The sequence below is a fragment of the Rhizobium anhuiense genome (assembly GCF_003985145.1).
Classification (GTDB): Bacteria; Pseudomonadota; Alphaproteobacteria; order Rhizobiales; family Rhizobiaceae; genus Rhizobium; species Rhizobium anhuiense.
Genome location: NZ_ML133522.1, coordinates 670,318 through 696,745 on the forward strand (window position 1 = coordinate 670,318; position 26,428 = coordinate 696,745).

Annotated in this window: 26 protein-coding genes; 16 read left to right on the top strand and 10 right to left on the bottom strand. The window is 61.3% G+C overall.

Annotated features, from left to right (window positions below):
* Positions 1–67: 67 nt before the first annotated feature.
* The gene (locus EEQ99_RS09365) at positions 68–559 is read right to left on the bottom strand and encodes an HIT family protein (RefSeq protein ID WP_127430279.1); all 492 of its coding nucleotides are present in this window, start codon (positions 557–559) and stop codon (positions 68–70) included.
* A 145-nt stretch (positions 560–704) separates the two neighbouring features.
* On the opposite strand from EEQ99_RS09365, the gene EEQ99_RS09370 reads away from it, so the two are divergent.
* The 7 genes from EEQ99_RS09370 to EEQ99_RS09400 all read left to right on the top strand — a co-directional run bounded on the left by EEQ99_RS09370 (position 705) and on the right by EEQ99_RS09400 (position 6,829).
* A complete protein-coding gene (locus EEQ99_RS09370) occupies positions 705–1,628 on the top strand; it encodes an MYG1 family protein (protein WP_127430280.1) in 924 nt (307 codons plus the stop codon).
* Positions 1,629–1,826: 198 nt separating this feature from the next.
* Positions 1,827–2,216: a c-type cytochrome gene (locus EEQ99_RS09375; RefSeq protein WP_127430281.1), complete on the top strand. Its 390-nt coding sequence runs from the start codon at positions 1,827–1,829 to the stop codon at positions 2,214–2,216.
* Positions 2,217–2,364: 148 nt separating this feature from the next.
* Positions 2,365–3,183 carry a cytochrome c oxidase subunit II gene (locus EEQ99_RS09380; RefSeq protein ID WP_047610571.1) on the top strand — a complete coding sequence of 273 codons (819 nt, stop codon included), beginning with the start codon at positions 2,365–2,367 and terminating at the stop codon, positions 3,181–3,183.
* A 64-nt stretch (positions 3,184–3,247) separates the two neighbouring features.
* Positions 3,248–5,017 carry a cytochrome c oxidase subunit I gene (gene ctaD / locus EEQ99_RS09385; RefSeq protein ID WP_127430282.1) on the top strand — a complete coding sequence of 590 codons (1,770 nt, stop codon included), beginning with the start codon at positions 3,248–3,250 and terminating at the stop codon, positions 5,015–5,017.
* Complete coding sequence (locus EEQ99_RS09390) at positions 5,014–5,727, top strand: cytochrome c oxidase subunit 3 (protein ID WP_127430283.1); 714 nt, start codon at positions 5,014–5,016, stop codon at positions 5,725–5,727. The genes ctaD and EEQ99_RS09390 overlap by 4 nt, the downstream gene beginning before the upstream one ends.
* Before the next feature lie 9 nt (positions 5,728–5,736).
* On the top strand, positions 5,737–6,456 hold the full coding sequence (locus tag EEQ99_RS09395) for a heme-copper oxidase subunit III family protein (protein ID WP_127430284.1): 720 nt from the start codon (positions 5,737–5,739) through the stop codon (positions 6,454–6,456).
* Between the two features lie 7 nt (positions 6,457–6,463).
* Positions 6,464–6,829: a cytochrome C oxidase subunit IV family protein gene (locus EEQ99_RS09400; protein ID WP_127430285.1), complete on the top strand. Its 366-nt coding sequence runs from the start codon at positions 6,464–6,466 to the stop codon at positions 6,827–6,829.
* A 63-nt stretch (positions 6,830–6,892) separates the two neighbouring features.
* On the opposite strand, the gene EEQ99_RS09405 is transcribed toward EEQ99_RS09400, so the two are convergent.
* Positions 6,893–7,930, bottom strand: a complete 1,038-nt coding sequence (locus EEQ99_RS09405) for an AraC family transcriptional regulator (RefSeq protein WP_127430286.1) — start codon at positions 7,928–7,930, stop codon at positions 6,893–6,895.
* Positions 7,931–8,052: 122 nt separating this feature from the next.
* Here EEQ99_RS09405 and EEQ99_RS09410 point away from each other — a divergent pair, with 122 nt between their 5' ends.
* From EEQ99_RS09410 to EEQ99_RS09425, 5 genes are all read left to right on the top strand, one after another.
* Positions 8,053–9,504, top strand: coding sequence for an APC family permease (locus EEQ99_RS09410; protein WP_127430287.1), 1,452 nt, complete (start codon positions 8,053–8,055; stop codon positions 9,502–9,504).
* Positions 9,501–9,674 (top strand): hypothetical protein, encoded by a 174-nt coding sequence (locus EEQ99_RS34510; protein ID WP_164735912.1) that lies wholly within the window; start codon positions 9,501–9,503, stop codon positions 9,672–9,674. Before EEQ99_RS09410 ends, EEQ99_RS34510 begins: the two co-directional genes overlap by 4 nt.
* Before the next feature lie 93 nt (positions 9,675–9,767).
* Positions 9,768–11,756 carry a primary-amine oxidase gene (locus tag EEQ99_RS09415; RefSeq protein ID WP_127430288.1) on the top strand — a complete coding sequence of 663 codons (1,989 nt, stop codon included), beginning with the start codon at positions 9,768–9,770 and terminating at the stop codon, positions 11,754–11,756.
* 97 nt (positions 11,757–11,853) lie between these two features.
* Entirely contained in the window at positions 11,854–12,450 is a 597-nt protein-coding gene (locus EEQ99_RS09420) for a dienelactone hydrolase family protein (RefSeq protein ID WP_127430289.1), read from the top strand.
* Between the two features lie 266 nt (positions 12,451–12,716).
* On the top strand, positions 12,717–13,454 hold the full coding sequence (locus EEQ99_RS09425; protein ID WP_127430290.1) for an SDR family oxidoreductase: 738 nt from the start codon (positions 12,717–12,719) through the stop codon (positions 13,452–13,454).
* A 150-nt stretch (positions 13,455–13,604) separates the two neighbouring features.
* Here the strand turns inward: EEQ99_RS09425 and EEQ99_RS09430 are convergent, their stop codons facing one another.
* The 8 genes from EEQ99_RS09430 to msuE all read right to left on the bottom strand — a co-directional run bounded on the left by EEQ99_RS09430 (position 13,605) and on the right by msuE (position 21,854).
* Positions 13,605–14,843 (bottom strand): SfnB family sulfur acquisition oxidoreductase, encoded by a 1,239-nt coding sequence (locus EEQ99_RS09430; protein WP_127430291.1) that lies wholly within the window; start codon positions 14,841–14,843, stop codon positions 13,605–13,607.
* 35 nt (positions 14,844–14,878) lie between these two features.
* Complete coding sequence (locus EEQ99_RS09435) at positions 14,879–15,658, bottom strand: ABC transporter ATP-binding protein (protein WP_127430292.1); 780 nt, start codon at positions 15,656–15,658, stop codon at positions 14,879–14,881.
* Positions 15,659–15,748: 90 nt separating this feature from the next.
* Positions 15,749–17,092, bottom strand: a complete 1,344-nt coding sequence (locus EEQ99_RS09440) for an ABC transporter substrate-binding protein (protein WP_127430293.1) — start codon at positions 17,090–17,092, stop codon at positions 15,749–15,751.
* A 69-nt stretch (positions 17,093–17,161) separates the two neighbouring features.
* Positions 17,162–18,208: a branched-chain amino acid ABC transporter permease gene (locus tag EEQ99_RS09445; protein WP_127430294.1), complete on the bottom strand. Its 1,047-nt coding sequence runs from the start codon at positions 18,206–18,208 to the stop codon at positions 17,162–17,164.
* Between the two features lie 3 nt (positions 18,209–18,211).
* The gene (locus EEQ99_RS09450) at positions 18,212–19,108 is read right to left on the bottom strand and encodes a branched-chain amino acid ABC transporter permease (protein WP_127430295.1); all 897 of its coding nucleotides are present in this window, start codon (positions 19,106–19,108) and stop codon (positions 18,212–18,214) included.
* Positions 19,108–20,019, bottom strand: coding sequence for an ABC transporter ATP-binding protein (locus tag EEQ99_RS09455; RefSeq protein WP_127430296.1), 912 nt, complete (start codon positions 20,017–20,019; stop codon positions 19,108–19,110). Before EEQ99_RS09455 ends, EEQ99_RS09450 begins: the two co-directional genes overlap by 1 nt.
* A gap of 112 nt (positions 20,020–20,131) precedes the next feature.
* On the bottom strand, positions 20,132–21,241 hold the full coding sequence (gene sfnG, locus EEQ99_RS09460) for a dimethylsulfone monooxygenase SfnG (RefSeq protein WP_127430297.1): 1,110 nt from the start codon (positions 21,239–21,241) through the stop codon (positions 20,132–20,134).
* 28 nt (positions 21,242–21,269) lie between these two features.
* Entirely contained in the window at positions 21,270–21,854 is a 585-nt protein-coding gene (msuE, locus tag EEQ99_RS09465; RefSeq protein ID WP_127430298.1) for an FMN reductase, read from the bottom strand.
* 343 nt (positions 21,855–22,197) lie between these two features.
* Between msuE and EEQ99_RS09470 the strand changes: the two genes are divergently transcribed.
* The 4 genes from EEQ99_RS09470 to EEQ99_RS09485 are packed head-to-tail and all read left to right on the top strand — an operon-like array spanning position 22,198 to position 26,427.
* Entirely contained in the window at positions 22,198–23,304 is a 1,107-nt protein-coding gene (locus EEQ99_RS09470; protein WP_063475139.1) for a helix-turn-helix domain-containing protein, read from the top strand.
* Positions 23,301–24,590 (top strand): efflux RND transporter periplasmic adaptor subunit, encoded by a 1,290-nt coding sequence (locus EEQ99_RS09475; RefSeq protein WP_373289055.1) that lies wholly within the window; start codon positions 23,301–23,303, stop codon positions 24,588–24,590. The genes EEQ99_RS09470 and EEQ99_RS09475 overlap by 4 nt, the downstream gene beginning before the upstream one ends.
* Entirely contained in the window at positions 24,587–25,291 is a 705-nt protein-coding gene (locus EEQ99_RS09480) for an ABC transporter ATP-binding protein (protein WP_047614052.1), read from the top strand. Before EEQ99_RS09475 ends, EEQ99_RS09480 begins: the two co-directional genes overlap by 4 nt.
* Complete coding sequence (locus tag EEQ99_RS09485; protein WP_127430300.1) at positions 25,288–26,427, top strand: ABC transporter permease; 1,140 nt, start codon at positions 25,288–25,290, stop codon at positions 26,425–26,427. Before EEQ99_RS09480 ends, EEQ99_RS09485 begins: the two co-directional genes overlap by 4 nt.
* Position 26,428: the final 1 nt, after the last annotated feature.

Here is a 26,428-nt window from a genome sequence, read left to right on the forward strand (position 1 = left end):
CCTCACTGGCCTTCTTCCGGGCCTGGCGCCGTGCGCTCGTCGCAAGACAGCCGGGACCGGCGCTGTCTTAGGCTTCAGGCGCCGAAAACCGCATTGCCTCCCGCAACAGCTTGATGACCTCTGAGACCGATGGCCCGCTGATGGGCGGCGGCTCTGTGCGTTCGCAGAATTCGCGCCAGACAAACAGCGTCAGTTCCGCGCCATCCGTTGCGGTTTCCCCCGGACCCTCTGCAAAACTCTGGAGCAGGCGATATCGAGCGTCCTTCCAGAACAACTCCTCCACCCAGTCATATATCGGGATCACATGGAAATGGATCGGATAACCGGGCGTGTGCCCGTATCGGCCGATATAGACGCGCTGGGCATTCAATTTCCGTTTCAGGGCGCTCTGAACCCTTGCGAGCAAGGGGCCGAATTCGGCCAAAGCGTCTTCAGACAAATCCGACAGATCGTTGGTATCGGTCTTGGAACTGAGCATGAGGTAGCCGGGAAGGGCGGAGTTGCGTCTTCCGTTTTCGCAAATGTCGCTATTCACTTGTGGTGGCGGCAGAATAGGCAGTTTCGCGAGGGTTGCAAATGACGCATCCGAGACATAATCAAGGCCAAGTCCAAGAGCCTTATCCCAGAGAGACTTGTCGTCATATCCGCCAACCGCTATCTGGTGCTGATCCTAGGCGAACCCGCCGAGAACGATAAGGCCTTTTATGATCCCCGATTTCCTCGTCACCCATTCCGGTGGCTTCCATGCCGACGAATTGCTGTCGAGCGTCATCCTGACCCGGCTTTTCCCGCAGGCGCGTATCGTCCGCAGCCGGGCGCCGGAATGGATCACGCCGGGCAAGGATCGCATCATCTACGATGTCGGCGGCGCCTATGACCCTGCCGCCGGGATATTCGACCACCACCAGCGCGGCGCGCCGTTGCGTGACGATGGCCAGCCCTACAGTTCCTTCGGCCTGATCTGGAAGCATTACGGCCGTGATTATCTCGCAGCCTCCGGCCTTCCCGAAGCACATGTCGAGACGCTGCATGGTTCTTTCGACGCCAGTTTCGTGCTGCCGGTCGACCTGACGGACAATGGCGCGCTCAGCCCCTCCGGGCCGCTGGCCGGGTTGACGCTGCCGGCTCTGCTGGAAACGCTGAAACCGGTCTTCGACGATGCCGACCCCGCTGCCGACGACCGTGCCTTCCACGCGGCCCTTGCCATCGCCCGCAGTTTCGTCGAGGCCAGGATTGCGCAGAGTGCTGCGAAATTGCGGGCCGAGGCGGTCGTGCATCAGGCAATCGAGGCTACCGGGCAGGGGCGTGTTTTGGAATTGCCGAGGGGAATGCCCTTCCGGCCTGCTATCGTGAAAGCAGGCGCCGATCATCTGCTGTTCGTCGTCCACCCGCGCGAAAAGGACTGGTGCGTGACCGGCATCCGCCGCGCCGAGGATGGTTTCGAGCTCAGGGCCGATCTGCCGGCGGCCTGGGCCGGGCTCACCAATGGCGCATTGGAGGCGGCGTGCGGCATAGAGGGCGCGAGCTTCTGCCACAACGGCCGATTCATCGCCGCCGCCAGGACCCGAGAGGCGGCGCTTGCCATGGCCGAACTGGCGGTAGAGGAGGCGCTTTCGATCGGGCAATAGGTCAAATAGCGGCAGCTCAGGCAGCTTATCCGCGCCGGGTTCACCTCGTATCAGATTACGTTCAGATGGCTCCAATTGTAGGGCCGATTGACTTGCTGCCGCGAAGGACTAAGCTTTAAGCCATACAACCACTACCCATACGCGAGAGATTGCTGAGGGTGCAAGTGGCTGGCAACCTTGAGGAGGATGAGGTTTGCCATGGACTATCGTGTTATTCTGCTGATTGCCACATCCGTGATTGCCCTTTCCCCCGGTCGCGCCGGGGCGCAGGAAGGCGATGCGACCGCGGGTGCCGTCGTTTTCAAGAAATGCGCAACCTGTCATGTCGCCGATTCCGATACGAACAAGGTCGGTCCGTCGCTGAACAAGTTGTTCGGCCGACAGGCCGGCACGCATCCTGATTTCGCCTATTCGGCCGGAATGAAGGCGGCCGGCGAAGGCGGTCTGGTCTGGGACGAGACAGTGCTGCGCGACTATCTGCATAATCCGAAAGCGAAGGTGAAGGGCACGAAGATGGCCTTCGTCGGCGTGAAGGACGACCAGGAGATCACCGATCTCATCGCCTATCTCAAGCAATATTCCAAATGATGGGCCATACTCCAAAATGACGGGTGGAAGTGACGCGGCAGGTGCCTAAATTGCCGTAATTGCCGATATTTTCTATCTGTGCGATAATAAAGACGGACTTTTTGCGGAATGCGGTTTCACGGGTCAACCTGCTCGAGGAGGAGCGGAAATGGCTGTCGTGCTGATCCTCGTCCTGATTGTCGTCGGCTCCGTGCTGTTCCATGTGCTGAGCCCGTGGTGGTGGACGCCGATCGCGTCCAACTGGACCTATATCGACAGCACTCTCGTCATCACCTTCTGGATCACCGGCATCGTCTTCGTGGCAGTGGTCTTGTTCATGGCCTATTGCGTCTTTCGCTTCCGGCATAAGCCGGGCAACAAGGCGCATTACGAGCCTGAAAACCGCAGGCTGGAGGTGATGCTCGCCTCGGGAACGGCGGTCGGCGTCGCCGCCATGCTGGCGCCCGGCCTCATCGTCTGGAACCAGTTCATCACGGTGCCCGCCGATGCCGCATCGGTGGAGGTCGTCAGCCAGCAGTGGCTGTGGAGCTTCCGCCTGCCGGGGGCGGACGGAAAGCTCGGCCGCGCCGAAACGCGCGACGTTACGCCCGAAAACCCGCTCGGCCTCGACAAGAACGATGCAAGCGGCCTCGATGACATCATCATCGAAGGCGGCGAACTGCACCTGCCGATCGGCAAGCCGGTGCACATGTTGCTGCGCTCGGTCGATGTGCTTCATGATTTCTACGTGCCTGAGTTTCGCGCCAAGATGGACATGATCCCCGGCATGGTCACCTACTTCTGGCTCACGCCGACGCGGACGGGTACCTTCGAGATCCTCTGCGCCGAACTCTGCGGCGTCGGTCATCCGCAAATGCGCGGCACCGTCGTCGTCGACAACGACGTGGACTATCAGACCTGGCTCGGGCAGCAGCAAACATTCACCCAGTTGACGGCGTCATCGGGAGAGCTGCCGTCGGCAAACTGAACCGTGCAGTGGTCGCAGACCGCAGGCCGGTTCGGTGAACCGGCGGGGGAAGGGAAGAGAGATCATGGTCGAGATTCCATCCGGCAGCATCCCATCCGCCGAAGTCGAGGATGTGGAGCTTTATCATCCACACAGCTGGTGGACGAAATATGTGTTCAGCCAGGATGCCAAGATCATCGCCGTGCAATATTCGATCACCGCCATCGCGATCGGCCTAGTGGCGCTGGTACTCTCCTGGCTGATGCGGATTCAGCTCGCCTTCCCCGGCTATTTCACCTTCATCGATGCCGATCACTATTACCAGTTCATCACCATGCACGGGATGATCATGGTGATCTATCTCCTGACTGCGCTCTTCCTCGGCGGCTTCGGCAATTACCTCATTCCGCTGATGGTCGGCGCGCGCGACATGGTTTTCCCTTACGCCAACATGCTGAGCTACTGGATCTACCTCCTCGCGGTGCTGATCCTCGCCGCCGGCTTCTTCGCCCCCGGCGGCCCGACAGGGGCCGGCTGGACGCTTTATCCGCCGCAATCCGTTCTCTCAGGCACACCAGGCGGCAAGGACTGGGGCATCCTGCTGATGCTGACCTCGCTGATCGTCTTCATCATCGGCTTCACGATGGGCGGGCTGAACTATGTGGTAACCGTGCTGCAGGGGCGGGCGCGAGGGATGACGCTGATGCGGATGCCGCTCACCGTCTGGGGCATTTTCACCGCGACGGTGATGGCGCTGCTCGCTTTTCCCGCACTCTTCGTCGCCTGCGTCATGATGCTCTTCGACCGCGTGCTCGGCACCAGCTTCTTCATGCCCGCCATCGTCGAGATGGGCACGCAGCTCCAGCATGGCGGCGGCAGCCCGATCCTGTTCCAGCACCTCTTCTGGTTCTTCGGCCATCCCGAGGTCTATATCGTGGCGCTGCCGGCCTTCGGCATCGTCTCGGACCTGATCAGCACGCATGCGCGCAAGAATATCTTCGGCTACCGCATGATGGTCTGGGCGATCGTCATCATCGGGGCGTTGAGCTTCGTCGTCTGGGCGCACCACATGTATGTCAGCGGCATGCACCCGGCCTTCGGCTTCTTCTTCGCCACGACGACGCTGATCATCGCCATCCCGACGGCGATCAAGGTCTATAACTGGGTGCTGACGCTGTGGCGCGGCGATATCCACCTGACGCTGCCGATGCTCTTTGCGCTCGCCTTCATCGTCACCTTCGTCAATGGCGGGCTGACCGGCCTGTTCCTCGGCAATGTCGTCGTCGACGTGCCGCTGTCGGATACGATGTTCGTCGTGGCCCACTTCCACATGGTCATGGGGGTCGCGCCGATCCTCGTCATCTTCGGGGCGATTTATCACTGGTATCCGAAGGTGACGGGGCGCATGCTGAACGATGTGCTCGGCCATATCCACTTCTGGATCACCTTCCTCGGCACCTATGCGATCTTCTTTCCGATGCACTATCTCGGTCTGCTCGGCGTGCCGCGCCGCTATTTCGAGATGGGGGAGACGGCCTTCGTTCCGCCGTCGGCCCACACGCTGAACATCTTCATCACAGTCATGGCGCTGGTCGTGGGCGCCGGGCAGATGGTCTTCCTGTTCAATCTCGCCTGGAGCCTCTTCCGGGGCAGGGAGGCCGGCGGCAATCCATGGCGGGCAACGACGTTGGAATGGCAGACGCCTGAGACGCCGCCGGCGCATGGCAACTGGGGCAACGACCTGCCTGTGGTCTATCGCTGGGCCTATGATTACAGCGTGCCGGGGGCGGCCGAGGATTTCATTCCGCAGAATGTGCCGGCAACGGCTGGCGTCACCCGGGAGACGCCGGCATGAGCGTCGTGCTGATCTTTCTGGCCGCCATCGCCGCCATCATGATCTGGTGGCTCTCCGGGCAGCGGCTGACCTCGAAGCCCTGGCTGGAGACCGGCTCCGTGCAGATGCCGGTTCATGACGGCACCGGCCGGCCGCCGGTGCCGCCGGTGAAGATCGGTCTCTTCGTCTTTCTCGGCGTCGTCGGCGCGCTCTTCAGCCTTGCCGTCAGCGCCTATTTCATGCGCGCAGCCTCGGCCGACTGGTGGGGGATGCCGGTTCCGCGCCTGCTCTGGGTGAACACCGCGGCGCTGGCCTTGAGCAGTGCGGCGCTGCAATGGGCTAAGCGCGAAGAGCGGCATGGCCGCATGGAAAGCCTGCGGCCTGCGCTCGTTACGGCACTTGCGCTTGCGGTCTTCTTCCTCGCCGGGCAGATCCAGGCATGGCGGGAGTTGGTCGCGGCAGGCTACGTGCTTGATGATAACCCTGCCAACAGCTTCTTCTACATGCTGACCGGGTTGCATGGCCTGCATATTCTTGGTGGGCTGGCGGTGCTGGCGCGCACGACGGTCAAGGCCTTCGCAGCCGATATCGCGCCGGAGAGGCTGAGCCTTAGCGTCGATCTCTCGGCTATCTATTCGCATTTCATGCTTGCGGTCTGGCTGCTGCTCTTCGCGCTTTTTGCCGGCTGGGCCAGCGATTTCGTCGATCTCTGCCGGACGTTGATTAGCTAGGGGGTGCAGATGGCACAGACTATCGAGACACATGGCGGGGCTGACCTCAGGCCATCAGGCCTTCGCGGTGTCGCCGCCGATTTCAGCTCGGATCAGCGCGCCTTCAAGACCGCCTCCTGGGGCAAGGCGATGATGTGGATCTTTCTCTTGAGCGACACCTTCGTCTTCGGTTGTTTCCTAATCGCCTATATGACCGCCCGAATGTCGACGCCCGTACCATGGCCCAATCCGAGCGAGGTCTTCGCGCTGCATATCGGCGGCCAGGATGTGCCGTTGATCCTGATCGCGATCATGACCTTCGTGCTGATCTCGAGCAGCGGCACCATGGCGATGGCGGTCAATTTCGGCTATCGCCGCGACCGCCGCACGACGGCGGTGCTGATGCTGCTGACAGCGCTTCTCGGCGCATGCTTCGTCGGCATGCAGGCCTTCGAATGGACGAAGCTGATCACCGAAGGCGTGCGCCCCTGGGAAAACCCGTGGGGGGCGGCGCAGTTCGGCTCGACCTTCTTCATGATAACAGGCTTTCACGGCACCCATGTCACGATCGGCGTCATCTTCCTCCTCATCGTCGCCCGCAAGGTCTGGCGCGGCGATTTCGACGTGGAACGGCGTGGCTTCTTCACCAGCCGGAAAGGCCGCTACGAGGCCGTCGAGATCATGGGCCTCTACTGGCACTTCGTCGACCTGGTCTGGGTCTTCATCTTTGCATTCTTTTATCTGTGGTGAGGTCGTCATGAGCGAGACAACGGCGCATGCACAAAGCCAAACGATGGACGCACAGGCACACAGCGGACAGCAGCACCCGATCGGGCTCTATTTCTTCGTCTGGGGCCTGCTCTTCGTGCTCAGCGCGGCGTCCTATATGGTCGATTATCTTGGCGTCCAGAGCTATCTCAGGTGGACGCTGATCCTGGTGTTCATGATGCTGAAAGCCGGATTGATCGTCGCCGTCTTCATGCACATGGCCTGGGAACGGCTGGCGCTGGTCTACGCCATCCTGCTGCCGCCGCTGCTGGTACTGGTTTTCGTGGCGCTGATGGTCTCGGAAGCGGACTATACGATCTTCACCCGGATAGCGTTTTTCGGTGCTACGCCGTAGAGCGGCAATCGGGCAGTCTCCGTTGCCGTTCCGTTCGTATTTGCTTTGCTTTTACATCTTCGTTCAACCTATCGAAGATGAGCGGTTTCCTTTCTTCTCCCAGGACCGCAGCGCACGCCAGAGCACCGTATTGTCTGCATAACCCAGCACACGCGCCACCTCGGACATCGGCGCGGCATGTCGGTCGCCGAGATAATGGGCGGCGAGTGTCTGGCGGTGTTGGCGAACGAGATCGCGAAGCGACACGCCTTCCTCCGACAGCCGACGCTGCAGGCTTCGCGGCGACATCTTCAGTTCGGCGGCGAGGATTGCGACCGTGATCGGTTTGCGGCCAAGATAGATGCCGATCAGGGCCTGGACCTTTTCCTTGACAGCTTCGCCGGCCGCCGGCTCGTTGACCAGATCGCCGATGTGCCGCTCCAGGATTTCGATCAGGCTTTTGTCTTCCGAGCGGTGGACACGATCGGCATCCGCCTTGTTCATGACGATGCGGTTGCCGGATTGGCCGAACAGGATGGGCGCGCCATAGATGCGTTCCAGCACGCCGGCATCGCGTGGGGCGTGATGCTCGAGCTGGATTTCGATCGGCCGCCAGCCTCGGCGGAAGCACGAACGGACGAGCTGACAGGAGGCGGCAATCGTGAATTCGCTGTCCTGCCGGCGCGGCCACATGCTGGGGTCGACGATCCGGTAGCTCCAGACAAAATCGCCATTCTCCTCGAATACGCCGGAACTGGTCGCGCCCTGCAACGCGTTCACATATTTCGACAGCCGTTCGAAAGCGCTGCGAATGTTCGGCGAGAGCGCAAAGAGCATGCCGATGGGGCCGAGATCGGCGGGCCTGAAACCGGTGCCCATGCGGGCTCCGAGTGCCGGTTCGCCTGTTATCGTCGCGGCATCCTCGAACAGCGCGACATAACGCGCCATAGGCAGGACAGCGTAGGGATCTTCGAGTTGCGAGCGCAGAATGCCGTGCGAAGCCAGAAGAAGGTCGGTTTTCCCGGATCTTTTATCGATTTGTTGCACCAGCGGGATCAAGACAGAGGCTCGAATTGAAGCAACTGCGGGCATTCGGCTGATCAAATGCCGTGCAACTGCCATTTTCAGCGTCTCCGGTGACCGTCGTGGCGCGAATTATCGATTCATTGGCATAAACTGCAATTTCGAGGCCAGATCGCCGCGCTTACCCTCTTGGCAACAAACAAGCAAAGAGGGGTTTCTCCATGACATTGGAAGCAAGCATGCCCGCGCCGTCATCGCCGGAGCGTCGTCTGGCCAAGGACTCGGTGGGGCTTGCCCATATCGTGTTCTTCGTCGTTGCCGCGGCCGCGCCTCTCACGGCCGTCGTCGGCGCTTCACCGGCCGCCTTTGCCTTTGGCAATGGCGCAGGCGTTCCCGGCGCTTTCGTGCTCGCCGGCCTGCTTTACCTGCTCTTCTCGGTCGGCTTCACCGCCATGAGCCGGCATGTGGGCGGGGCGGGGGCCTTCTACACCTATATCACCCATGGCATCGGTAAGCCGGCCGGGGTGGGTGGCGCCTTCATGGCGCTGGTCACCTATAGCGCGGTTCAGATCGCCATCTATGGGCTGTTCGGCTTCTTCGTGGCCAACGCCATAGCGCCGCTTGGGCTGGTCCTGCCGTGGTGGGCCTGGGCCTTCGCGGCACTCGTCGTCGTGCTGGTCTGCGGTCAACGCAACATCGCCTTCTCAGGCGCGATCCTTGGCGTCTGCATGATCGCCGAAATCGCCATATTGCTGGTTCTCGATCTTGCCATCGTCTTTTCAGGCGGCGGACCAGAAGGCATCACCTTTTCCTCCTTCGCTCCATCGTCGGTCTTTACATCAGGTCTTGGTGTGGCGCTGGTCTTCGTCATCGGTTCCTTCATCGGCTTCGAAGCGACGGCCATTTTCGGCGAGGAAGCCGAAAATCCGGAAAAGACCATCCCCCGCGCCACCTATGTTGCGGTGCTGCTCATCACCCTGTTCTACGCCTTCTCCACCTGGGCCATCGTGCAATTCTACGGTCCGGGCAATGTGCAGGCCTCCGCTGCCGCCGGCCTCGACAGTTTCTACTTCGTTGCCGCCAATTCCGTGCTCGGCGCATGGTCGAGCCAGGTGATGAACGTGCTGCTGATCACCAGCCTGTTTGCCTGCATCCTGTCCTTCCACAATACGCTCAACCGCTATTTCTTCGCCCTTGGCCGGGAAGGGCTGGCCGTCAAGGTGCTTGGCAAGGTTCACGCCAAGCATGGCTCACCCTATGCCGCAGGCCTGTTGCAAAGTCTGATCGCGGCCGTCGTTCTTGCCCTGTTCGTCATCTTCGGCGCCGATCCCTACACCGTCGTGTTCTCGTGGATGGCGGCGCTTGCAGGGATCGGTATCCTGCTGGTGCAGGTGCTGGTCTCCGTCGCGATCGTCATGTTCTTCCGCAAGACGCCGAACAGCTACAGCGCCTGGACCACGATGATCGCTCCGGCGCTGGCGCTGCTCGGCCTGATGGGTTCGCTGGTGCTGGTCAGTTCCAATCTTTCCCTGCTTTCCGGCAGCGAAAGCCCGATCGTCAAGGCTTTCCCCTATGCGATGGTACTGGTGGGCATTCTCGGTGCGCTTTTTGCGATCCAGGTCAAGAAGTCCAAGCCCGCTCTCTATGCCTCACTCGGAAAGGTCTTCGAATGAGTGCCATTGCCGAACTTGCACCCGTCGATCGCTTTCTGGCTCTCGCGAGCGCGATCCTTACCGGCGCGACTTTGCTGGTTGCCGTTGAGGCGCATGTCTTCTGCTCGGTGTTTTGCATTCACGCAGAGGCAATGACGATCGAGACGCAGATCTGCTCCGGTCGATCCTGATCACCGCACAGCTTGCGACGCGCGATGGTGCGTCGTCTTTCCGGAAGCCAAGAGGCCCAAAATCAAAGAGGCCCAAATCAAAGAGGTATGTCCATGGACGCCGTTGTCGCAGTCACCCATCCGCTCGATCCCCTGAGCCTGGCCGAGATCGCTTCTGCCGTTGCCATCCTCAAGGATACGCAGAAACTCGCAGCCACCTTCCGCTTTCCGATAACCCGGCTGGAGGAGCCGGCCAAGACGGATCTTGCCACTTATCGCTTGGGCGATAGTCTGCCGCGTCTCGCCTTCATTCTGGCCATGGATATCAGCAACGGCGAGACCTTCGAGGGCATCGTCGATCTGACCGCCGGCAAAGTGTCCTCCTATATAAGACTGCCTCTTGGCGAGCTGCCTTATGGCCAGCCGCCGGTCATGCTGTGTGAATTCGAAACCGTTGAGGGCACCGTCAAATCCGATCCGCGCTGGATTGCTGCCGTCAAGAAGCGGGGCATCACCGACGAGGATATTCCGCTCATCCAGATCGATCCTTTTTCCTCCGGCTATTTTGGCCGCGAATTCGAGAAGGGAAAGCGCATCGTCCGCGCCGTGTCCTATTGGCGCGAGGATATCCGCGACAACGGCTATGCGCATCCGATCGAGGGTGTGGTGGCGGTGGTCGACCTGATCACCAACCGAGTGGTCGATCTCGTCGACGATGAAAAGATCATTCCGGTTCCACGGAAGAAGCGCAATTATGGCCGCGAAACCTTCCCGGAACTCCGACCCGATCTCAAGCCGCTGCATATCGTTCAGCCGCAAGGGCCGAGCTTTGCTGTCGACGGCTGGAAAGTCGAATGGCAGAACTGGAGTTTCCGTGTCGGTTTCACCCCGCGCGAAGGCCTCGTTCTGCATGAACTCGGCATCAGGGATCAGGGCAGGCTGCGGCCTGTCGTCTTTCGCGCCAGCGTCACCGAAATGGTCGTTCCCTATGCCGATCCGACTGCGAACCATTATTGGAAGAGCGCTTTCGATGCCGGCGAATATGGCCTCGGGCGCCTGGCCAATTGCCTCGAACTCGGCTGCGACTGCCTCGGCCATATTCACTATTTCGACGTGCCGGCGGCCGATGATTTCGGCCAGCCTTTCATCATGAAGAACGCCATCTGCTTGCATGAGGAGGATTACGGAATCCTCTGGAAGCATTACGAATTTCGCAACGGTATTTTCGAAGTGCGCCGCTCCCGCCGCCTCGTCATCTCCTTCTTCGCAACCGTCGGCAATTATGATTACGGCTTCTACTGGTATCTCTACCAGGACGGCACGATCCAGCTCGAAGCCAAGCTTACCGGCATCATCCAGACGGCGGCAGTCGCGACCGGCGAAACCTATCCGTGGGGCGGCATGGTCGATGACAATCTCGGCGGTCCGACCCACCAGCATTTCTTCAATGCGCGCCTGCATATGGATGTCGATGGCGGTGGTAACACTGTGACCGAGCATGAGTTCGTGCCGCGTCCCTGGGGTGAGGACAATCCCTATGGCAATGTCTTCGATACCAGGACTCGCGTGTTGAAGCGCGAACTCGATTCGCCTTCACTCGCCAATGGTGAGACCGGCCGCTACTGGAAAGTCTCCAACCCCAACATGCAGAACAGCGTCGGCAAAACGCCGGGCTACAAGATCATCGTCATGCCGTCACCGGTCATGCTTGCCCAGCCGGATTCGACCGTTGCCCAGCGCGGCGGCTTCGCCAAGAAACACATCTGGGTCACGGCCTTCGATGCCAGGGAGAAATATGCGAGCGGCGATTATCCGAACGTGCATGCCGGCGGCGACGGCCTGCCGGGTTATGTCAAGCAGAATCGCGAAATCGAGAATGCCGATATCGTGCTCTGGCATTCCTTCGGTCATACCCATGTCTGCAAGCCCGAGGATTTTCCGATCATGCCGGTGGAATATGCAGGCTTCACACTGAAACCGAACGGCTTTTTCGCATCCAACATCGCCATGGACCTGCCGCCTGGTGGAAACGAGGAGAGTGTCGACAATCGCCTGCAGCCTTCACCCGATGACAGCGGGAACGGTCCCTGCTGCCACACCTAGAGTATGGCACTGGCCTGCGACTGACGTCTTCCCGACGAGGCGATGACCCGGTAGAGTTGCCGAATGTGCGCCCGATCATCCCATCCGGAGGCTTCGTATGGCTGAGGTCTTGTTATTCCACCACGCACAGGGGCTGACCCCGGGTGTGCATGCGTTCGCCGACGCTTTGAGGGCAGCCGGCCACATCGTGCATACGCCTGATCTGTTCGACGGGCGTACCTTCCCCAGCATCGAAGAAGGCCTCGCCTATATCGGTGAAATCGGATTCGACGCTGTCAGGGAGCGTGGCGTCCGCCTCGCCGACGAACTGCCGGTCGAGCTCGTCTATGGCGGGTTCTCATTGGGTGTGCTGCCGGCGCAGAAGCTGGCGCAGACGCGGCCTGGGGCCCGTGGGGCGCTGCTCTTCTACTCCTGCCTGCCGATCAGCGGCGAGTGGGCCTTCGGACCATGGCCGGATGGCGTCGCGGTGCAGATCCACGGTATGGACAACGACCCGATTTTCGCAGGCGAGGGCGATATCGAAGCCGCCCGCGAGATTGTGGAAAAGGTCGAGAAGGCGGAGCTTTTCCTCTACCCCGGCGATCAGCACTACTTCGCCGACAGCTCGCTTCCATCCTATGACGCGGATGCGGCCGCGCTCCTCACCAGCCGAGTGCTCGCGTTCCTGGACTCCTTGGACGACACGTCTGGATGAGGCTGGAGGGCAGGGATGCGGCTGAGCGCAGCAGTTCGGCATAGCCATCGTCGCCACTTGCCATCGTAGCAAAATCTGCCTTATAAAAATTCCGTCGAAAGAGTGCTGGTCGGATGGTAGCCCGGCCGTCGCCCATCGGGCGGCAACTCCTCCTTTCAGGGTAACCGCGACACCGCAGCCGGCTTGCCGGTCTCGTAGGTGTGTCCGCCGGGAACTCTGAAACCTTTGTCGGCGCACCTTCATGTCAACATAGAAGGACGTTCGACTTGAAACTGACGGACAACACCATTCTCATCACCGGCGGCGCAAGCGGCATCGGGCTGGCGCTCGCTAAGCAACTTTCCGAACGGAAAAATCGCGTCATCATCTGCGGCAGGAGCAGGGAGGCGCTGGACACGGCGCAGGCGGCCGTTCCTGCTCTGATAACGCGGGTCTGCGACGTCACCGATCTCGACAATCGTGACAGCCTGTCGGGCTGGCTGGAAAACAACCATCCCGACCTCAACATGCTGATCAACAATGCCGGGGTGCAGTACGTCAGGCATTTCGACGATGATCAGGCCGTGGCCGATCTCGACCAGGAGATAGCCATCAACCTTGCCGCGCCGATCCAACTGATCGGCGAGCTGCTGCCGATGCTGAAGCGGCAACCCAGCGCCGTCATCGTCAACGTCACCTCGGGACTGGCGTTTACGCCGAAGGCCGACATTCCCGTCTATTGTGCGACCAAGGCCGCCCTCCATTCCTTCACGCTGTCGCTTCGCCACCAGTTGAAGGCGACGGGCGTGCGGGTGGTCGAGATGGTCCCGCCGGTGGTCGACACCAATCTCGGCGGTGGCGTGCGGGCAGCGGGTGCGGAGCGGCAATACATGATGTCGCCGGAGGAATTCGCCACGGACGCACTTGCCCAGTTGGAGAATGACCAGGACGAACTGCTGGTCGGCACCGCCGTCCACACGCGCAAGCATGGCGAAGCGATGTTCGAGCGGTTGAACGGCGGCTAACCTAAGACCGCTTATATTCCAGGGAGCAGATCAATCCGAAACGCCGCGGTCACTGGATGCTCTCGACATATAAGGATAGCAGGACAGTGGCGATGAGGTCCCTCTCGCCACTGAAATATTCTGAGTTTCGAAGCGCGAATGGCAGCCTTTTTAGCTCCAGGCGTGCAGCGGCGGCTTCTCTCCATTGAGGAAATACTTGCCGAGGATCGAGTATTTCCATCGTACCGGATCGTGCAGCGTATGCGTCCGGGCATTGCGCCAATGGCGGTCGAGATTGTGCTCGGCAAGCGTCGAGCGGGTGCCCGCCAGTTCGAACAGCTTGTTGGTCGCCTCGATAGCGATCTCGGTGGAGAGGATCTTGGCCTCGGCCGTGAAGACCTGGGCTTCCGCCACGGTATCGGCATTGGGATTGGCGACCGCCCGGTCGATTGCAAGTCCGGCTTTCTCGAGCAGCGCCTGAGCCGCATGCAGCCTGAGCTGGAGTCCTCCGATCGCCTGGATCGTGTAAGGATCATCCCAGGCATGGTCGAGGCCGCTATCGACCCAGGCGCGGGATTTGGTGCGGACGAAATCGATCGTCTCCTTAATCGCTGCCGATGCGATGCCGGTATCGACGGCAACCTGGATGATTTGGAAGATGGCGCCGTCGGCCGTCGGTCTGTCATAGCCCTTGTAACCGGGCACCAGCCACGCCTTGTCGACTTTGACATTGTCGAGGATGACGGTGCCCGACAGCGTGGTTCGCTGGCCAAAGCTCGACCAGTCGTCGATGACAGTCAAACCCGGCGCATCGCGATCGGCGATCGCGTACCAGGCGCAGCCCTCGTCATCGAGCGCCACGATCGGCACCTTATGGGCAAGCAAGGCGCCGGACGAATAGAATTTCTGACCGTTCACCACGACGTGGTCGCCATGGTCGACAAACCTGGTTTCAAAATCGACCGCGCGTTTGGAGCCGAATTCCGAAAAGGCATTACCGAAGCGGGTGCCCTTGAGAATTTCGCCGAACAACAGTTCCTGCTGCGCTTCGTCTGAAACCGTACGGATTGCCGCCACGACGCCGAGATGGTTCTGCGAGATCTGGCCGATTGACGAATCTGCCTCGGAGATGATCTCGACCACCTTTGCGAGCGTGACGTAGGAGACCTCCGGTCCGCCGAACGCCTTGGGCACATTGATCGACCAGAGTCCGCTCTGCGAGAAGGCATCCAATTCTTCCGCCGGCCAGATCCGCTCGCGGTCACGATCTGCGGAACCCTTGACGAACTCCGCGGCGAGCCGGTGAGCGACCGCGATCGCTTCTGCGTCGCCCTTGATGATATGCGCAGGCTTTTCCGGCCGCTTGACGCCGGGTACGGCAACCCTGTCTGTTTTGGCAATGACGTTCATTTTGGTCTCCCTTCTGCGTGATGGATGTGAATGGATCAGGCCGCCGGCCTGCCGTGGGCGAAGGCCGCGCTTTCCCCGAGATAAAAAGCCTTGATGTCGTCACGGCTGCGCAATTCGGCGGCGGAACCCGACAGCACGGCGACGCCGTTTTCGATGACGGTGGCGTGGTCGGCGTACTGAAGCGCCACCGTCGAATTCTGTTCAGCAACCAGGATGGAAAGTCCATCCTCCCGGTTCAGCGCCTTGAGCGAACGGAAGATATCCTTGATCACGAGGGGTGCCAGACCCATCGAGGGCTCGTCGAGAACAAGCAGCCGCGGCCGCGACATCAGCGCGCGACCGATCGCCGTCATCTGCTGCTCGCCGCCTGAAGTAAGTCCAGCCGCTGTACGGCGCTTTTCCTTGAGCCGGGGGAAAATGGCATAGATGCGCTCGAGGTCGGCAGCGATCTCGCGCCTGGACGATGAACGCCCGAGGCCGCCGGAGATGAGATTTTCCTCAACCGACAGGCTTTTGAAGCAATGCCGCCCTTCGAGCACCTGCACCAGGCCCGATCGCACCAGATTGGCGGGCTTCTCGCTGAGCACATCGCGGCCTTCGAAACGGATCGTGCCCGATGTCACCTGGCCTCGTTCGGCCGGCAACAGGTTCGAGATAGCCTTCAGTGCCGTCGTCTTGCCCGCGCCATTCGACCCGAGAAGGGCAAGGATTTCTCCGCGCCGTAGCTGAAAGCTCACGCCGTTCAGGGCTTTGATCGTCTTGTTGTAGACGGCGTGCACGGAGTTGATATCAAGAAGGATCGTTTCGTCGGACATGTCGTTCGTTCCAAAGCCAATCAGCGCAAACCGATCTGCCGCACCGGGTTATGGAATGAGGGATGGCGGCTTGCGCCATCCCTCACATCGTCAGTTCGTGGTCACGGTGCCTTCGGCATCGGCCGCTGTGCGCAGCTTGATGCCCTTTTCCTTGGCGTAGGCTTCCGAGGATTTTTCGATGATCGGACGCAGCAGCTTCCAGTCCGGCGCGATCCAGTCGGAGACGACGTTCCACTTCTTGCCGTCCCATTGCTGGAAGGTCACATAGCCATCGCCTTCGTGGTTGTCCCAGGAGACGTTGATGGAGTGGAACAGGTCCTTGGCGCCCAGTGCTGCGACCTTGGCCTCATCGAGCTTCAGGTGCTCGAAGCCCCAGCGCACTTCGTCGCCGGTCAGCGTACGCTTGCCGAATTTTTCCTGTGCGGTGCGGATCGCTTCGACATTCAGGATGCCATTGACGATGCCGAGGTTGTGGTAGACCGAGCCGATGCGCTTCTTATCTTCGAGATTACCCTTGCCTTGATCGTAGAGCGTCTTCACGATCTCCTGCAGGACAGGATACTGCTGGCCTGAAGCCTGGGTGGTGATCGCGGTATAGCCGACCGCCGCCTCGCCTGCGGGGATCACGTCTTCTTCCGAATTCGACCAGACATTGCCGACGATCTTGGAGGCGGGGAAGCCGACCTTGGCCGCGGTCTTCAACGCCACCGGGTTCATCACGCCCCAGCCGCGCAGGACGACGTAATCCGGCTTGGCACGACGGATCGTCAACCACTGCGACTGCTGCTCGTTGCCGGGATGCGGCACCTCGATTTGCTGAACCGTGAAGCCATACTTCTCGGCCAACAAGTCATAGATCGGAATGGTTTCCTTGCCATAGGGCGAGCCGTGATAGAGCACGACGATCTTCTTACCCTTGAGCTTGTCGAGACCACCTTCCCTAGAGGCAAGGTAGTTCACGATGCCCGATGTTTCCGAATAGGGATTGAGCAACAGTGGGAAGACGTAGGGGAAAACGCGTCCGTCGGTGGAGTCTGTACGGCCATGGTTCACCGTGATCAGCGGCACCTTGTCGCCGGTGATGCGGTCGATCATGGCATAAGCGATGCCGACCGAAAGCGGGTTCCAGGCTGCCGCGTTCGGATGGCTCTTCTGGCGCTCGTAGCATTCGACGCCGCGTTCGACCTCATACTGGGTTTCGCATTCGTCCCAGGTGAGCTTGACGCCGTTCACGCCGCCGTCGCGGGTGTTGATCAGGTTCAGGTAGTCGATGAAACCACCGAAGAAACCGGTGCCGCCGGCGGCATAAGGCCCGACGCGATAGCTCTGCAGCGGGAAATATTGTTCATCGGCATGGGCCGGTGCCAAGCCGACCCCACCGATGATGGCGAGCGCTGCGACCGCCGCCTTGACTGTGGTTTTCAGATTTTTCATTGGACATACTCCCTCTGTTGACCGGCTATGCCGGTGTTCCAATGCGTTCAAAGATGATGATGTGGCAGCTCAGCCGACGGGTTCTGGCGTGCTGGGCCTGAACCGTCCGGTCAGCCGCCTTCCGAGCGCCGCGAGCCCATCGGGTTCGAGGATCAGGAAGACGATGATGAGTGTGCCGATGACGATGCGCTGGCTCATGTCGAGCACGCCTGAATCGAACAGATCGCCGAGGAGGAACGATCCGACCCGCGACAGTACGACAGGAAAGACCACCATCAACGCCGCGCCCAGGAAGGCGCCGCGGATCGTCGCCAGCCCGCCGATGATGATGATGAACAGGATCTGGAACGAACGGTCGAGATTGAAGCCGGCCGGCTCCACTGTGCGCAGATAGGCAAAGGCCCAGAGCGCGCCAGCGATCCCGATGATGAAGGAGGAAAGCGCGAAGGCGAGCAGCTTGGTGCGCAGCACCGGCACGCCGATGATCCTGGCCGCCGTCTCATTGTCGCGAATGGCGATGAAGTTGCGTCCGGTCTGGGAGGATGCGATACGCCAGGCGAAGAAAGTCAGCACCGTGACGACGATCAGCGAGAAATAGTAGCGCCCAGTCGAACTGTCGAAATCGATGCCGGCGATAGTGAGTTTCGGCGCGTCGATCACGCCCGACGGATCGTCGTTTGAGAACCAGCCGAACTTGGTCAGTGCCCACTGAACGAAGAACTGTGCTGCAAGCGTGGAAACCGCGAGATAGAAGCCGCGCAGCCGCAGGCTTGGCAGGCCGAAGACGATGCCGACCGCAGCCGTAATACCGCCGGCGAGCGCGATGGAGACGAGAAGCGGCAGGCCTTCGACACGCAGATTGAAATTGAAGGCGGCAAAGGCGCCGACGGCCATGAAGGCAGCACCGCCGAGCGATACCTGCCCGGCATAGCCGGTGAGCAGGTTGAGGCCGACGCCGGCCAGCGACAATGCCAGGAACGGCAGCAGCAGCGCTTCGATGAGATAGCTCGAGCCGATGAAGGGCACGACGGCGAAGGCGGTGATGAGGATGGCAAGCGGCGCGATCCAGCCTGGAAGTTTTGCCGAAACGACGGGTTGGGAGGTGATGGCAGCCATGGCTCAGACCCTTTCCACAAGCTTCTGGCCGAACAGGCCGGAGGGGCGGATGAGCAGGAAGACCAGCGCGATCGCATAGGCGAACCAGCCCTCGATGCCGCCGCCAAAATATTCGCCGATATAGACTTCGGCGAGCTTTTCCGAGGCGCCGATCAGCAGGCCGCCGATGATGGCGCCGGCGATAGAATCGAAACCGCCGAGCACCAGCACTGGCAGAGCCTTCAGCACCACGAGCGAGAGTGAGAATTGTACCCCGCTGCGCGCGCCCCAGAGAAGGCCTGCGACCAGTGCGACGAGGCCCGAGGTTGCCCAGACGGTGGCCCAGATGCGCGGCAGGCGAAGTCCGACGGCGAGTGCCGCAAACTGGTCGTCCGCCACCGCGCGGAAGGTCAGGCCGACCCGGGTATAGCGAAAGAAGAGCGTCAGTCCGATGACCATCAAGGCTGCGACGGCCGAGGCGAAGAGATCGAACTGCGAGATGAAGACTCCGTAAAATTCGAAAGGCACATCCTCGATACCAAGCTCCAGGGCATGGACCTGCGTGCCCCAGAGAAGCTGGGCAGCACCCTCGATGATGTAGGAAAGCCCGAGCGTCGCCATGAACAGCGTGATCGGCGGCTTGTTGACGAGCGGTCGGAGCACCGCGCGTTCGACGCCGATGCCCAGCAGCACCATGATGGCGAAGGTAAGGGCAAGCGCCAGATAGAAAGGCACTCCGCGCTCGACCAGCGAGACGAAGGTGAGGGCGGCAAACAGGAGCAGCGCCCCTTGCGCGAAATTCAAGACGCCCGAGGTCTTGTAGATCAGCACGAAACCGATCGCGACGAGCGAGTACATGACGCCGGAGAGCAGTCCGCCAGTCAGCACCTCGAGGAAGAAGAGATAGTCGAAGCTTTCCATTACGCGTCCCCCTCTTCCTGGTCCTCGCGGGTAACGCCAAGATAGGCGTCGATGACGGCTTGGTCGGCGCGCACTTCGGCCGGGGTGCCGTCGGCGATCTTGCGGCCGTAGTCGAGCACGGCGATCCGGTCTGAAAGCCCCATGACCACGCCGATATCGTGTTCGATGAGGATAATCGTCGTGCCGTAACCCTCCCGCGCGGCGCGGACGAAGCCTGCCATTTCCTGCTTTTCGGTGGCGGTCATGCCGGCCATCGGCTCGTCGAGCAGCAGGATCTGCGGATCGGGCACTAGCGCCCGGGCAAGTTCGACGCGCTTCTGCAGGCCATAGGGGAGCGAGCCGGCAAGCCGGTCATGCACATGGCCGAGATGCAGGAAGTCGATGACTTGCCGTGCCCGTTCACGCGCCTCGCGCTCCTCGCGGCGCGCGCGGGGCGAGCCGAGCGCCTGGCCGATGAAGGTCGAGCGGCGCTGGAATGTCAGGCCGGTCATGACGTTTTCGAGAACCGTCAGCCCTTTGAATAGTGCAAGATTCTGGAAGGTGCGGGCGATGCCGAGCCGCGCGGCTTTCTGCGCCGGCACCTGCGCATAGGTCTTGCCATTGAGGCTGACATGGCCGACATCCGGCCGGTATTGCCCTGAAATCACGTTGATCAGCGAACTCTTGCCGGCGCCGTTAGGGCCGATGATCGCGCGGATCTCGCCCGGCTGGACCGCAAGATCGACATTCGAGATCGCCGTGACGCCGCCGAAGGAGAGTGTGATGCCCGCGAGCGCCAATATGGGCGGGTGGCTCAGCGCATTGCTGTCGGCAGTCGCCACGCTACGGCTCGATTGACCGGACACCGGCAGCGGGGAATATTCCCTCACCGTAGAAGTCTCATCGAGTGCCGTGTAATGCGCATTCACCATCGTCTGCTCCGTTATGCGCAGAAATCCGCAGGCCCAGCCTGAAGACGCGCGCCACCATCCGGCTCCCCTGGAATGGGGAGCCGTTCGCTTTTTCAGTTTGTGAAGGAAGCCGTTATTCGGCGGCTTCCAGCCGCTGGTCTTCGATCGCTTCCAGTTCGCGGACGATCGGCCGGACGTGCTTGCCGAAATATTCCACCTCTTCCTGGAAATGCAGGAAGCCGAGCAGAATGAGGTCCGCGCCGGCCCGCTTGTGACCGATGATGCGTTCGGCCACCTGCTCCGGCGTGCCGATCAGGTTCGAACGGAAACCGTCGTTGTATTGCACCAGATCCTGGAAGGTTGATTTCGCCCAGTTGCCTTCGCGCTCCGGCGAGGAATTCCCGGCATTCTGAACCTCGTGGTGGAAACCCTTGACCGCCTCGGGAATGGCCTTGTCGAGGATCTCCTGGAGGACCTCCTGCGCTTCCTTCTCCGAGGAGCGGACGATGCCGAAAGCATTCATGCCGATCTTCGTGTGCCAGGTCTTGCCGAAAGCCTTTTCCTTGGTGCGGATGTCATCCACCTGGGCCTTCAGACCTTCCGGCGTGTTGCCGTTGGTGAAGTACCAGTCGGACACGCGGGCCGCCATGTCACGAGCCGCGCGCGAGGAACCGCCCTGGAATACCTGCGGAACGCCGCCGATCGGCTTCGGCTTCATCGAATAATCCGTGAAGCGATAGAAATCGCCGCGCAGGTTATAGACGTCTTCCGTCCAGATGCCGCGGATCGCACGGATGAACTCCTCGGAGCGACGATAGCGTTCGTCATGGTCCAGCCAGGGCTCGCCGATGGCGGCGAACTCGCCGCGGAACCAGCCGGAGACGATGTTGACGTCGACGCGGCCGTTGGTGAGGTGGCTGATGGTGGCGATCTGCTTGGCAAGCAGCGCCGGGTTCCACGGTCCGGGCAAGACGGCGGCAATGACGCGAAGCTTCTCGGTGGCTGCAAGAAGTGCGTGGGAAAAGGAGACCGACTCGTGCTGGTTGTCGGCGCCATATCCGGCCGTGAAGCGAATCTGGCTCAGGGCAAACTCAAAACCCGACTGTTCGGCGATCTGGGCGAGCTTGCGGTTGTAGTCGATACCCCAATCGGTGCGTTGTTCGACCGAACTGATAACCAGGCCGCCCGACACGTTCGGCACCCAGTAGGCAAATTTCAAGGGTTCTTTCTTCGATTGTGACATCGGTCTCTCCGTGCTTATTCGTAATTTGTCAGGCGCTTAGCCGCGATTGTTCTTCGGCGCGGGCTAAGGCGAGCATCCTGGCGTGCGGAACGATCAGTTCCAGTTCCCGCACGGCCGCTCTGATCCGTTTCTGGATGTCTGAACTTGCAATGGCGTATGAGTCGAATTCGCTCTCAAGCGCGTAGACCGATGTTGGCAGCGGCAGCGCTTTGAAGAAGCTGAACAGGGGCCGGAGCTGATGGTCGATCATCAGGCCGTGCAACGGCGTTCCGCCCGTTGCGGCGAGGATCACCGGTTTGCCGACCAGCGCCTCATAGTGAACTAGGTCGAACAGGTGCTTGAACGCCCCGCTATATGAAGCGCGATAAACCGGGGAGCCGACGATGAGGACATCCGCGCGCTCAACCGTGCGCACGATCTCCGCGCCTTCCTCACCCAGTTGGTCAGCCCGCAAGGCTCGAAACAGCACCGGTGCAGACACAGCCAGGTCAATGTGCCGTCCAGGGATGCCAAGTTCAGACTCGATGCGCCGAAGGATGGACGCGACCAGCGCCGATGTGCGGGATGGCGCCTTTACATTTCCTGATATTCCGACGATGCGCAGTTCTTGCATGGGGATCCTCCAATGCACAAAACCTATAAATTAACTAGACTATTGGCAACGAGTGGGACATCCGATTTGACCGGCGATCGGAATATCAAATTCCAAAGAACATCCATTTTTAGAAATATTTTCATCTGCCTTCGCAGGCGCTGGCACGCGGAAAGCGGTCGCCGCAACACCCGCCGGGCGAATTCGGGCCTTCGGCCAGCTGTCCTTGCCTCGGTCCCTCACGAATCTCCCGTGGAGATTTTCGCGCGGAAGGAGTTAGTCGGAGAAGGTGCGCCTCAGAGCCTGATGGGCCGGTAATACATGCCGGTCATCAAAAATCCCACGCGAAAACAGGTTCTAAAACATGATGGAGGTCGCGCCTAGTGAGGATCTCGGCAATGATGGCATCTATTCGTCACTCCGATCCCACCAGGCCATGCTGTTCATTCCGCTTCCCTTCGTCGTTGCTCTTCTGCTGCTCGTCCTCTTCGTTACCGTGCTCAAGCGCGACGAGGAGGCGGCGCCGAACCGGCCATTTCTGGCACTGATCCTCCTGAGCGTCTTGCTGTCCATCCTCTCCGGCTTGCGCTGGGGCTACGGAGTGAAGGCGGTGGGTATGATCGCGCCTGTCATTGCGGCGATGGTGCCGCCGCTTGCCTATGCCGGAGTATCCAGGCTGGTGCGGACGAGCCGCCGGTCGCTGCCGCAGCGGATTGCGCTGCATGCCGCGCCGGCCGCCGTCATCCTCTTGTTGATCACCTTCCGGCGGGAGGCGATCGATATCGCGCTGGTGCTTGTTTTCATCGGGTATGCCTTGGCCATCCTGCTTCTGATGCGGCCGGGCGCGGATGCGCTTCGGCTTGCGCCCTTTGAGGGGGCGGTGCCGGCCTATCGGGCGATCATCTTCGCGGCGGTGGCGCTGTGCCTGTCGGCGGCAGTCGATATTTTCGTGTTTCTCGACTTCACTTGGGCACATGGCGAGCATGCGGTGACGCTAATCAGCGTCAGCAATCTCGCCGTCCTCGTCATCCTCGGCATTGCGGCGGCGGCGGCCAGCCGAAGCCGGGCGCCGGCCGAGACGGTGGAGACGGCATCGAAGTCCGAAACGACCGAGGACAAGGAGACCATCGCCACGGTCGATGCGCTGATGGAAGCAAGAAAACTCTATCGCGACGCCAATCTCAATCTCGACCGGCTGGCTCGCAAGGCGGGCATTCCCGCGCGCCAGATCTCGGCGGCGATCAACCGGGCGATGGACAAGAACGTTTCGCAATATGTCAATGATTACAGGATCGGCGATGCCTGCCGGCTGCTTGCCGGCACCGAGAAATCGGTGACCGAGGTGATGTTCGAGGTGGGCTTCCAGACGAAGTCCAACTTCAACCGCGAATTCCGCCGGGTTACGGATATGACACCGCTTGCCTGGCGGCAGAGGAAGGGTGGGGTGGGAGGCTCTCCGGCCTCGTCCTGAGATACGCCACGTACACAATCGCGATCGAGGACTGCCGGAAACGTGTTCGAGGTCGCGGTTTTGCAGCCTGCGACCATTCTGTCGGCATGAACACGACATCAGAACATGACCGAAACCTTGCCGCCAAGCTGAGATCGCTTTCGATCGAACCCGCGGCCTTCAAGACAGAGCCGCCGGAGCGTGAAGCCCGGCGGCGCGTGATGCCACTTGCTATGCTTGCGCTTGCCGCGACGGCATCGCTCGCGGTGGTTCTTTTCTCTCGGCCCGAGATGCTGCAGCGCATCGAAACGGTGCTTGCAGGCCTCGCGGTTCAGCGCGGGGCGACGACACCAATAGGCGGAACGCAAGGGCCTGCCGAGGGTGCCGCTGCCGAGCGGATGCGGGCTGTTGCTGATGCACCGGCGGTTCGGGCCTTGCCGGCCCGGGAGGTCACCGGCTCCGGCTATGTCGTGGCGCCCGATGCCGCGACCGTCTTTTCCAAATATGAAGGCCGGATCGTCACCGTCGAGGTCGAGGCGGGTGACAGGGTTGCCGCGGGGCAGGTGCTGGTGCGGCTCGACGATGCGGGCGCCCGCTTTGCGCTTCGGGGGGCCGAGATCGCCCGGCAGGCGGCGGCACTGGCGCTTGATGCAAAGAATATCGATCTCGCGCAGGCGCGGTCTTCCCTGACGCGCATCGAGCGGCTGGCCGGGCGCGATGCCATGTCGGCGCAGACGCTGGAGGAGGCGAGGACTGCTTTCGACACTGCCGAGAATGCTGCCCTGCAGGCACGGCAGAATGTGGCCAAGGCGGATCTCGATATCGACAGGGCGCGCGAGCAGGTGGAGGCGCTGACCGTCCGGGCGCCGATATCGGGCACCGTCACGCGGCTTACCGCGCATGCCGGCGACACCGTGCTGTCGCGCGAGGACAGCGTGCGGGAGAATGAAAGCCTGCTTGTGATTACCGACACGGCAAACATGGCCATTGATGCCGATGTGGCGGAGACCAACATCGCGCAGATGCGACCGGGCCTATCCGGTGAGGCGGTCCTCGACGGCTTTCCCGATCGGCCCTTTGCGGTCGTAGTGTCGAAGATCGCGCCCATGATTTCGCGGGAGAAGGGAACGGTGACGCTTCGCCTGTCGCTGTCTTCGTCGCCGCCGGGCATGCGCCCTGCGATGGCCGCGCGCATCCGCCTTGTGGTGGATGAGACAACAGCTTCCGGCTCACAGGCGGGCGGAGCTGCGACCGTTCGGCCACAGGCCGCGGATATCACAGATCATCAGCAAGGAGCAGAGCGATGAACGATACGCAAGAGCCCTATATCGCGCTTCGCGGCGTCCAGAAGGCATTCAGGATCGGTGCGGAGACGATCCCGATCTTTTCCGGGCTCGACCTTTCCATTGCGCGCGGCGATTTCGTCGCCGTCATGGGACCATCGGGCTCGGGGAAATCGACGCTGCTCAACATGTTGGGCGGCCTCGACAGCCCTGATGCCGGGGAGATCAGGATCGGCCGCAGTCATCTCGAACAGATGGGCGAGGGCGCCAGAGCCGCATGGCGGGCGCATGGCATGGGCATCGTCTTCCAGTTCTACAATCTGCTGCCGATGCTGAATGCGAGCGAGAATATCGAGCTGCCGCTGCTTTTGAAGCCGCTCGGGCGAAAGGAGCGGCGCGCCCGCGTCGAGACCGTCATGGATCTCGTCGGGCTTGCGGGCCGGCAGCGGCAGTTTCCGTCGAGCATGTCCGGCGGGCAGCAGCAGCGCGTCGGCATTGCGCGCGCCATCGTCGGTGATCCCGACCTTCTGCTCTGCGATGAACCGACCGGCGATCTCGACCGGAAATCGGCCAACGATATCCTGGAGATGCTGGGCTTTCTCAATCGTGAGCTTCAGAAGACGATCATCATGGTCACGCATGATCCCGAGGCCGCCGCCTTTGCCCGGCGCACGTTGCATCTCAACAAGGGCGAATTCGTCGAGCAGCAAGGGAGGGGCCAATGACTTTCTTCCAGCTCATGCGGCGCAATGCCTGGCGCAAGCGGCTGAGGGCGACACTGCTGATGTTCTCGGTCGGCGTCGCCTTCCTGATTTACGCCCTGACCGCCAGCTTCCTCGGCGGCAGCCAAGGGGCGGCGGGCGCCAGCGACAACCTGCTCGGCGTCTTCAACAAGTCGGGCCGCGGGTTGCCGCTGCCGCTCGCCTATCTCAACCGGATCGCTGCGGACGCTGATGTCGCCGCCGTTGCCTATACCGCGCGGATGCGCGGGTTCGTCGAGGTCGAGAAGAATATCGTGATGACCAGCGCGGTCGATCCGCGCGCGGTCGCCGCTGCCAATGGCGATGAGCTTGGACTGACGCCTGATCTGATCGCAGCACTCGAAGAGGGCCGTGACCGGGTGCTCGTCGGCAAAGCGTTGGCGGAGGCTCAGGGTTGGTCGGTCGGCCAGCGCATCGGCGTCACCAGCCAGTTGATGAGGGCCGACGGCAGCCGCGACTGGCGCTTCGTGATATCAGGCATCTTCGAGGGAGCTAATGCCAGCACCGACACCTATTTCATGCTGGCCCGTTACGACACGATCAATGAGGCCCGGGCGCGAGACAAGGATACGGTCGACACCTTCGTGGTGCGCCCGCGCGAGGGAGTATCATCCGGCGTGCTGGCGGCGCGGATCGATGCGCTGTTTGCCAATTCGGCGGCACAGACGCGGACGCAATCGGAAAAGCAGTTCCTCGAAGGCTTCCTGCGGCAGTTCGCCGATGTCGGCCTGATTGTCGGCCTCGTCGTCGGCGCGGCTTTCGTGACCATCCTGATGATCACGGTGAACACCATGCTCTTTGCCGTGAGGGAACGCAGCTTCGAGATCGGCGTGATGAAGGTGTTGGGCTTTTCCCAAGGCCGGATCATGACGCTGGTGCTCGGCGAGACGCTGTTCATCTTTGCCGCCGGTGGGGCGGCCGGGCTCCTTCTTGCCAAGCTTGCGACACTGTTGATCGGGCCTGAATTCGGCCTCGTCTTCAGTCTGTCGGTGCTGTCGAAATCCCTCGCCATCATTGCGGGTCTCGGCCTCCTGACTGGGCTGCTGCCCGCCTGGAACGCCATGCGCATGCCCATCGTCAATGCCTTCAGATCGAGATAGT

Excerpts from the sequence above, each read along its gene's own strand:
- EEQ99_RS09370 (WP_127430280.1), top strand. The coding sequence starts at position 705 with ATGATCCCCGATTTCCTCGTCACCCATTCCGGTGGCTTCCATGCCGAC.
- EEQ99_RS09375 (WP_127430281.1), top strand. The coding sequence starts at position 1,827 with ATGGACTATCGTGTTATTCTGCTGATTGCCACATCCGTGATTGCCCTT.
- EEQ99_RS09380 (WP_047610571.1), top strand. The coding sequence starts at position 2,365 with ATGGCTGTCGTGCTGATCCTCGTCCTGATTGTCGTCGGCTCCGTGCTG.
- ctaD (WP_127430282.1), top strand. The coding sequence starts at position 3,248 with ATGGTCGAGATTCCATCCGGCAGCATCCCATCCGCCGAAGTCGAGGAT.
- EEQ99_RS09390 (WP_127430283.1), top strand. The coding sequence starts at position 5,014 with ATGAGCGTCGTGCTGATCTTTCTGGCCGCCATCGCCGCCATCATGATC.
- EEQ99_RS09395 (WP_127430284.1), top strand. The coding sequence starts at position 5,737 with ATGGCACAGACTATCGAGACACATGGCGGGGCTGACCTCAGGCCATCA.
- EEQ99_RS09400 (WP_127430285.1), top strand. The coding sequence starts at position 6,464 with ATGAGCGAGACAACGGCGCATGCACAAAGCCAAACGATGGACGCACAG.
- EEQ99_RS09405 (WP_127430286.1), bottom strand. The coding sequence starts at position 7,930 with ATGGCAGTTGCACGGCATTTGATCAGCCGAATGCCCGCAGTTGCTTCA.
- EEQ99_RS09410 (WP_127430287.1), top strand. The coding sequence starts at position 8,053 with ATGACATTGGAAGCAAGCATGCCCGCGCCGTCATCGCCGGAGCGTCGT.
- EEQ99_RS34510 (WP_164735912.1), top strand. The coding sequence starts at position 9,501 with ATGAGTGCCATTGCCGAACTTGCACCCGTCGATCGCTTTCTGGCTCTC.
- EEQ99_RS09415 (WP_127430288.1), top strand. The coding sequence starts at position 9,768 with ATGGACGCCGTTGTCGCAGTCACCCATCCGCTCGATCCCCTGAGCCTG.
- EEQ99_RS09420 (WP_127430289.1), top strand. The coding sequence starts at position 11,854 with ATGGCTGAGGTCTTGTTATTCCACCACGCACAGGGGCTGACCCCGGGT.
- EEQ99_RS09430 (WP_127430291.1), bottom strand. The coding sequence starts at position 14,843 with ATGAACGTCATTGCCAAAACAGACAGGGTTGCCGTACCCGGCGTCAAG.
- EEQ99_RS09435 (WP_127430292.1), bottom strand. The coding sequence starts at position 15,658 with ATGTCCGACGAAACGATCCTTCTTGATATCAACTCCGTGCACGCCGTC.
- EEQ99_RS09440 (WP_127430293.1), bottom strand. The coding sequence starts at position 17,092 with ATGAAAAATCTGAAAACCACAGTCAAGGCGGCGGTCGCAGCGCTCGCC.
- EEQ99_RS09445 (WP_127430294.1), bottom strand. The coding sequence starts at position 18,208 with ATGGCTGCCATCACCTCCCAACCCGTCGTTTCGGCAAAACTTCCAGGC.
- EEQ99_RS09450 (WP_127430295.1), bottom strand. The coding sequence starts at position 19,108 with ATGGAAAGCTTCGACTATCTCTTCTTCCTCGAGGTGCTGACTGGCGGA.
- EEQ99_RS09455 (WP_127430296.1), bottom strand. The coding sequence starts at position 20,019 with ATGGTGAATGCGCATTACACGGCACTCGATGAGACTTCTACGGTGAGG.
- sfnG (WP_127430297.1), bottom strand. The coding sequence starts at position 21,241 with ATGTCACAATCGAAGAAAGAACCCTTGAAATTTGCCTACTGGGTGCCG.
- msuE (WP_127430298.1), bottom strand. The coding sequence starts at position 21,854 with ATGCAAGAACTGCGCATCGTCGGAATATCAGGAAATGTAAAGGCGCCA.
- EEQ99_RS09470 (WP_063475139.1), top strand. The coding sequence starts at position 22,198 with ATGATGGAGGTCGCGCCTAGTGAGGATCTCGGCAATGATGGCATCTAT.
- EEQ99_RS09480 (WP_047614052.1), top strand. The coding sequence starts at position 24,587 with ATGAACGATACGCAAGAGCCCTATATCGCGCTTCGCGGCGTCCAGAAG.
- EEQ99_RS09485 (WP_127430300.1), top strand. The coding sequence starts at position 25,288 with ATGACTTTCTTCCAGCTCATGCGGCGCAATGCCTGGCGCAAGCGGCTG.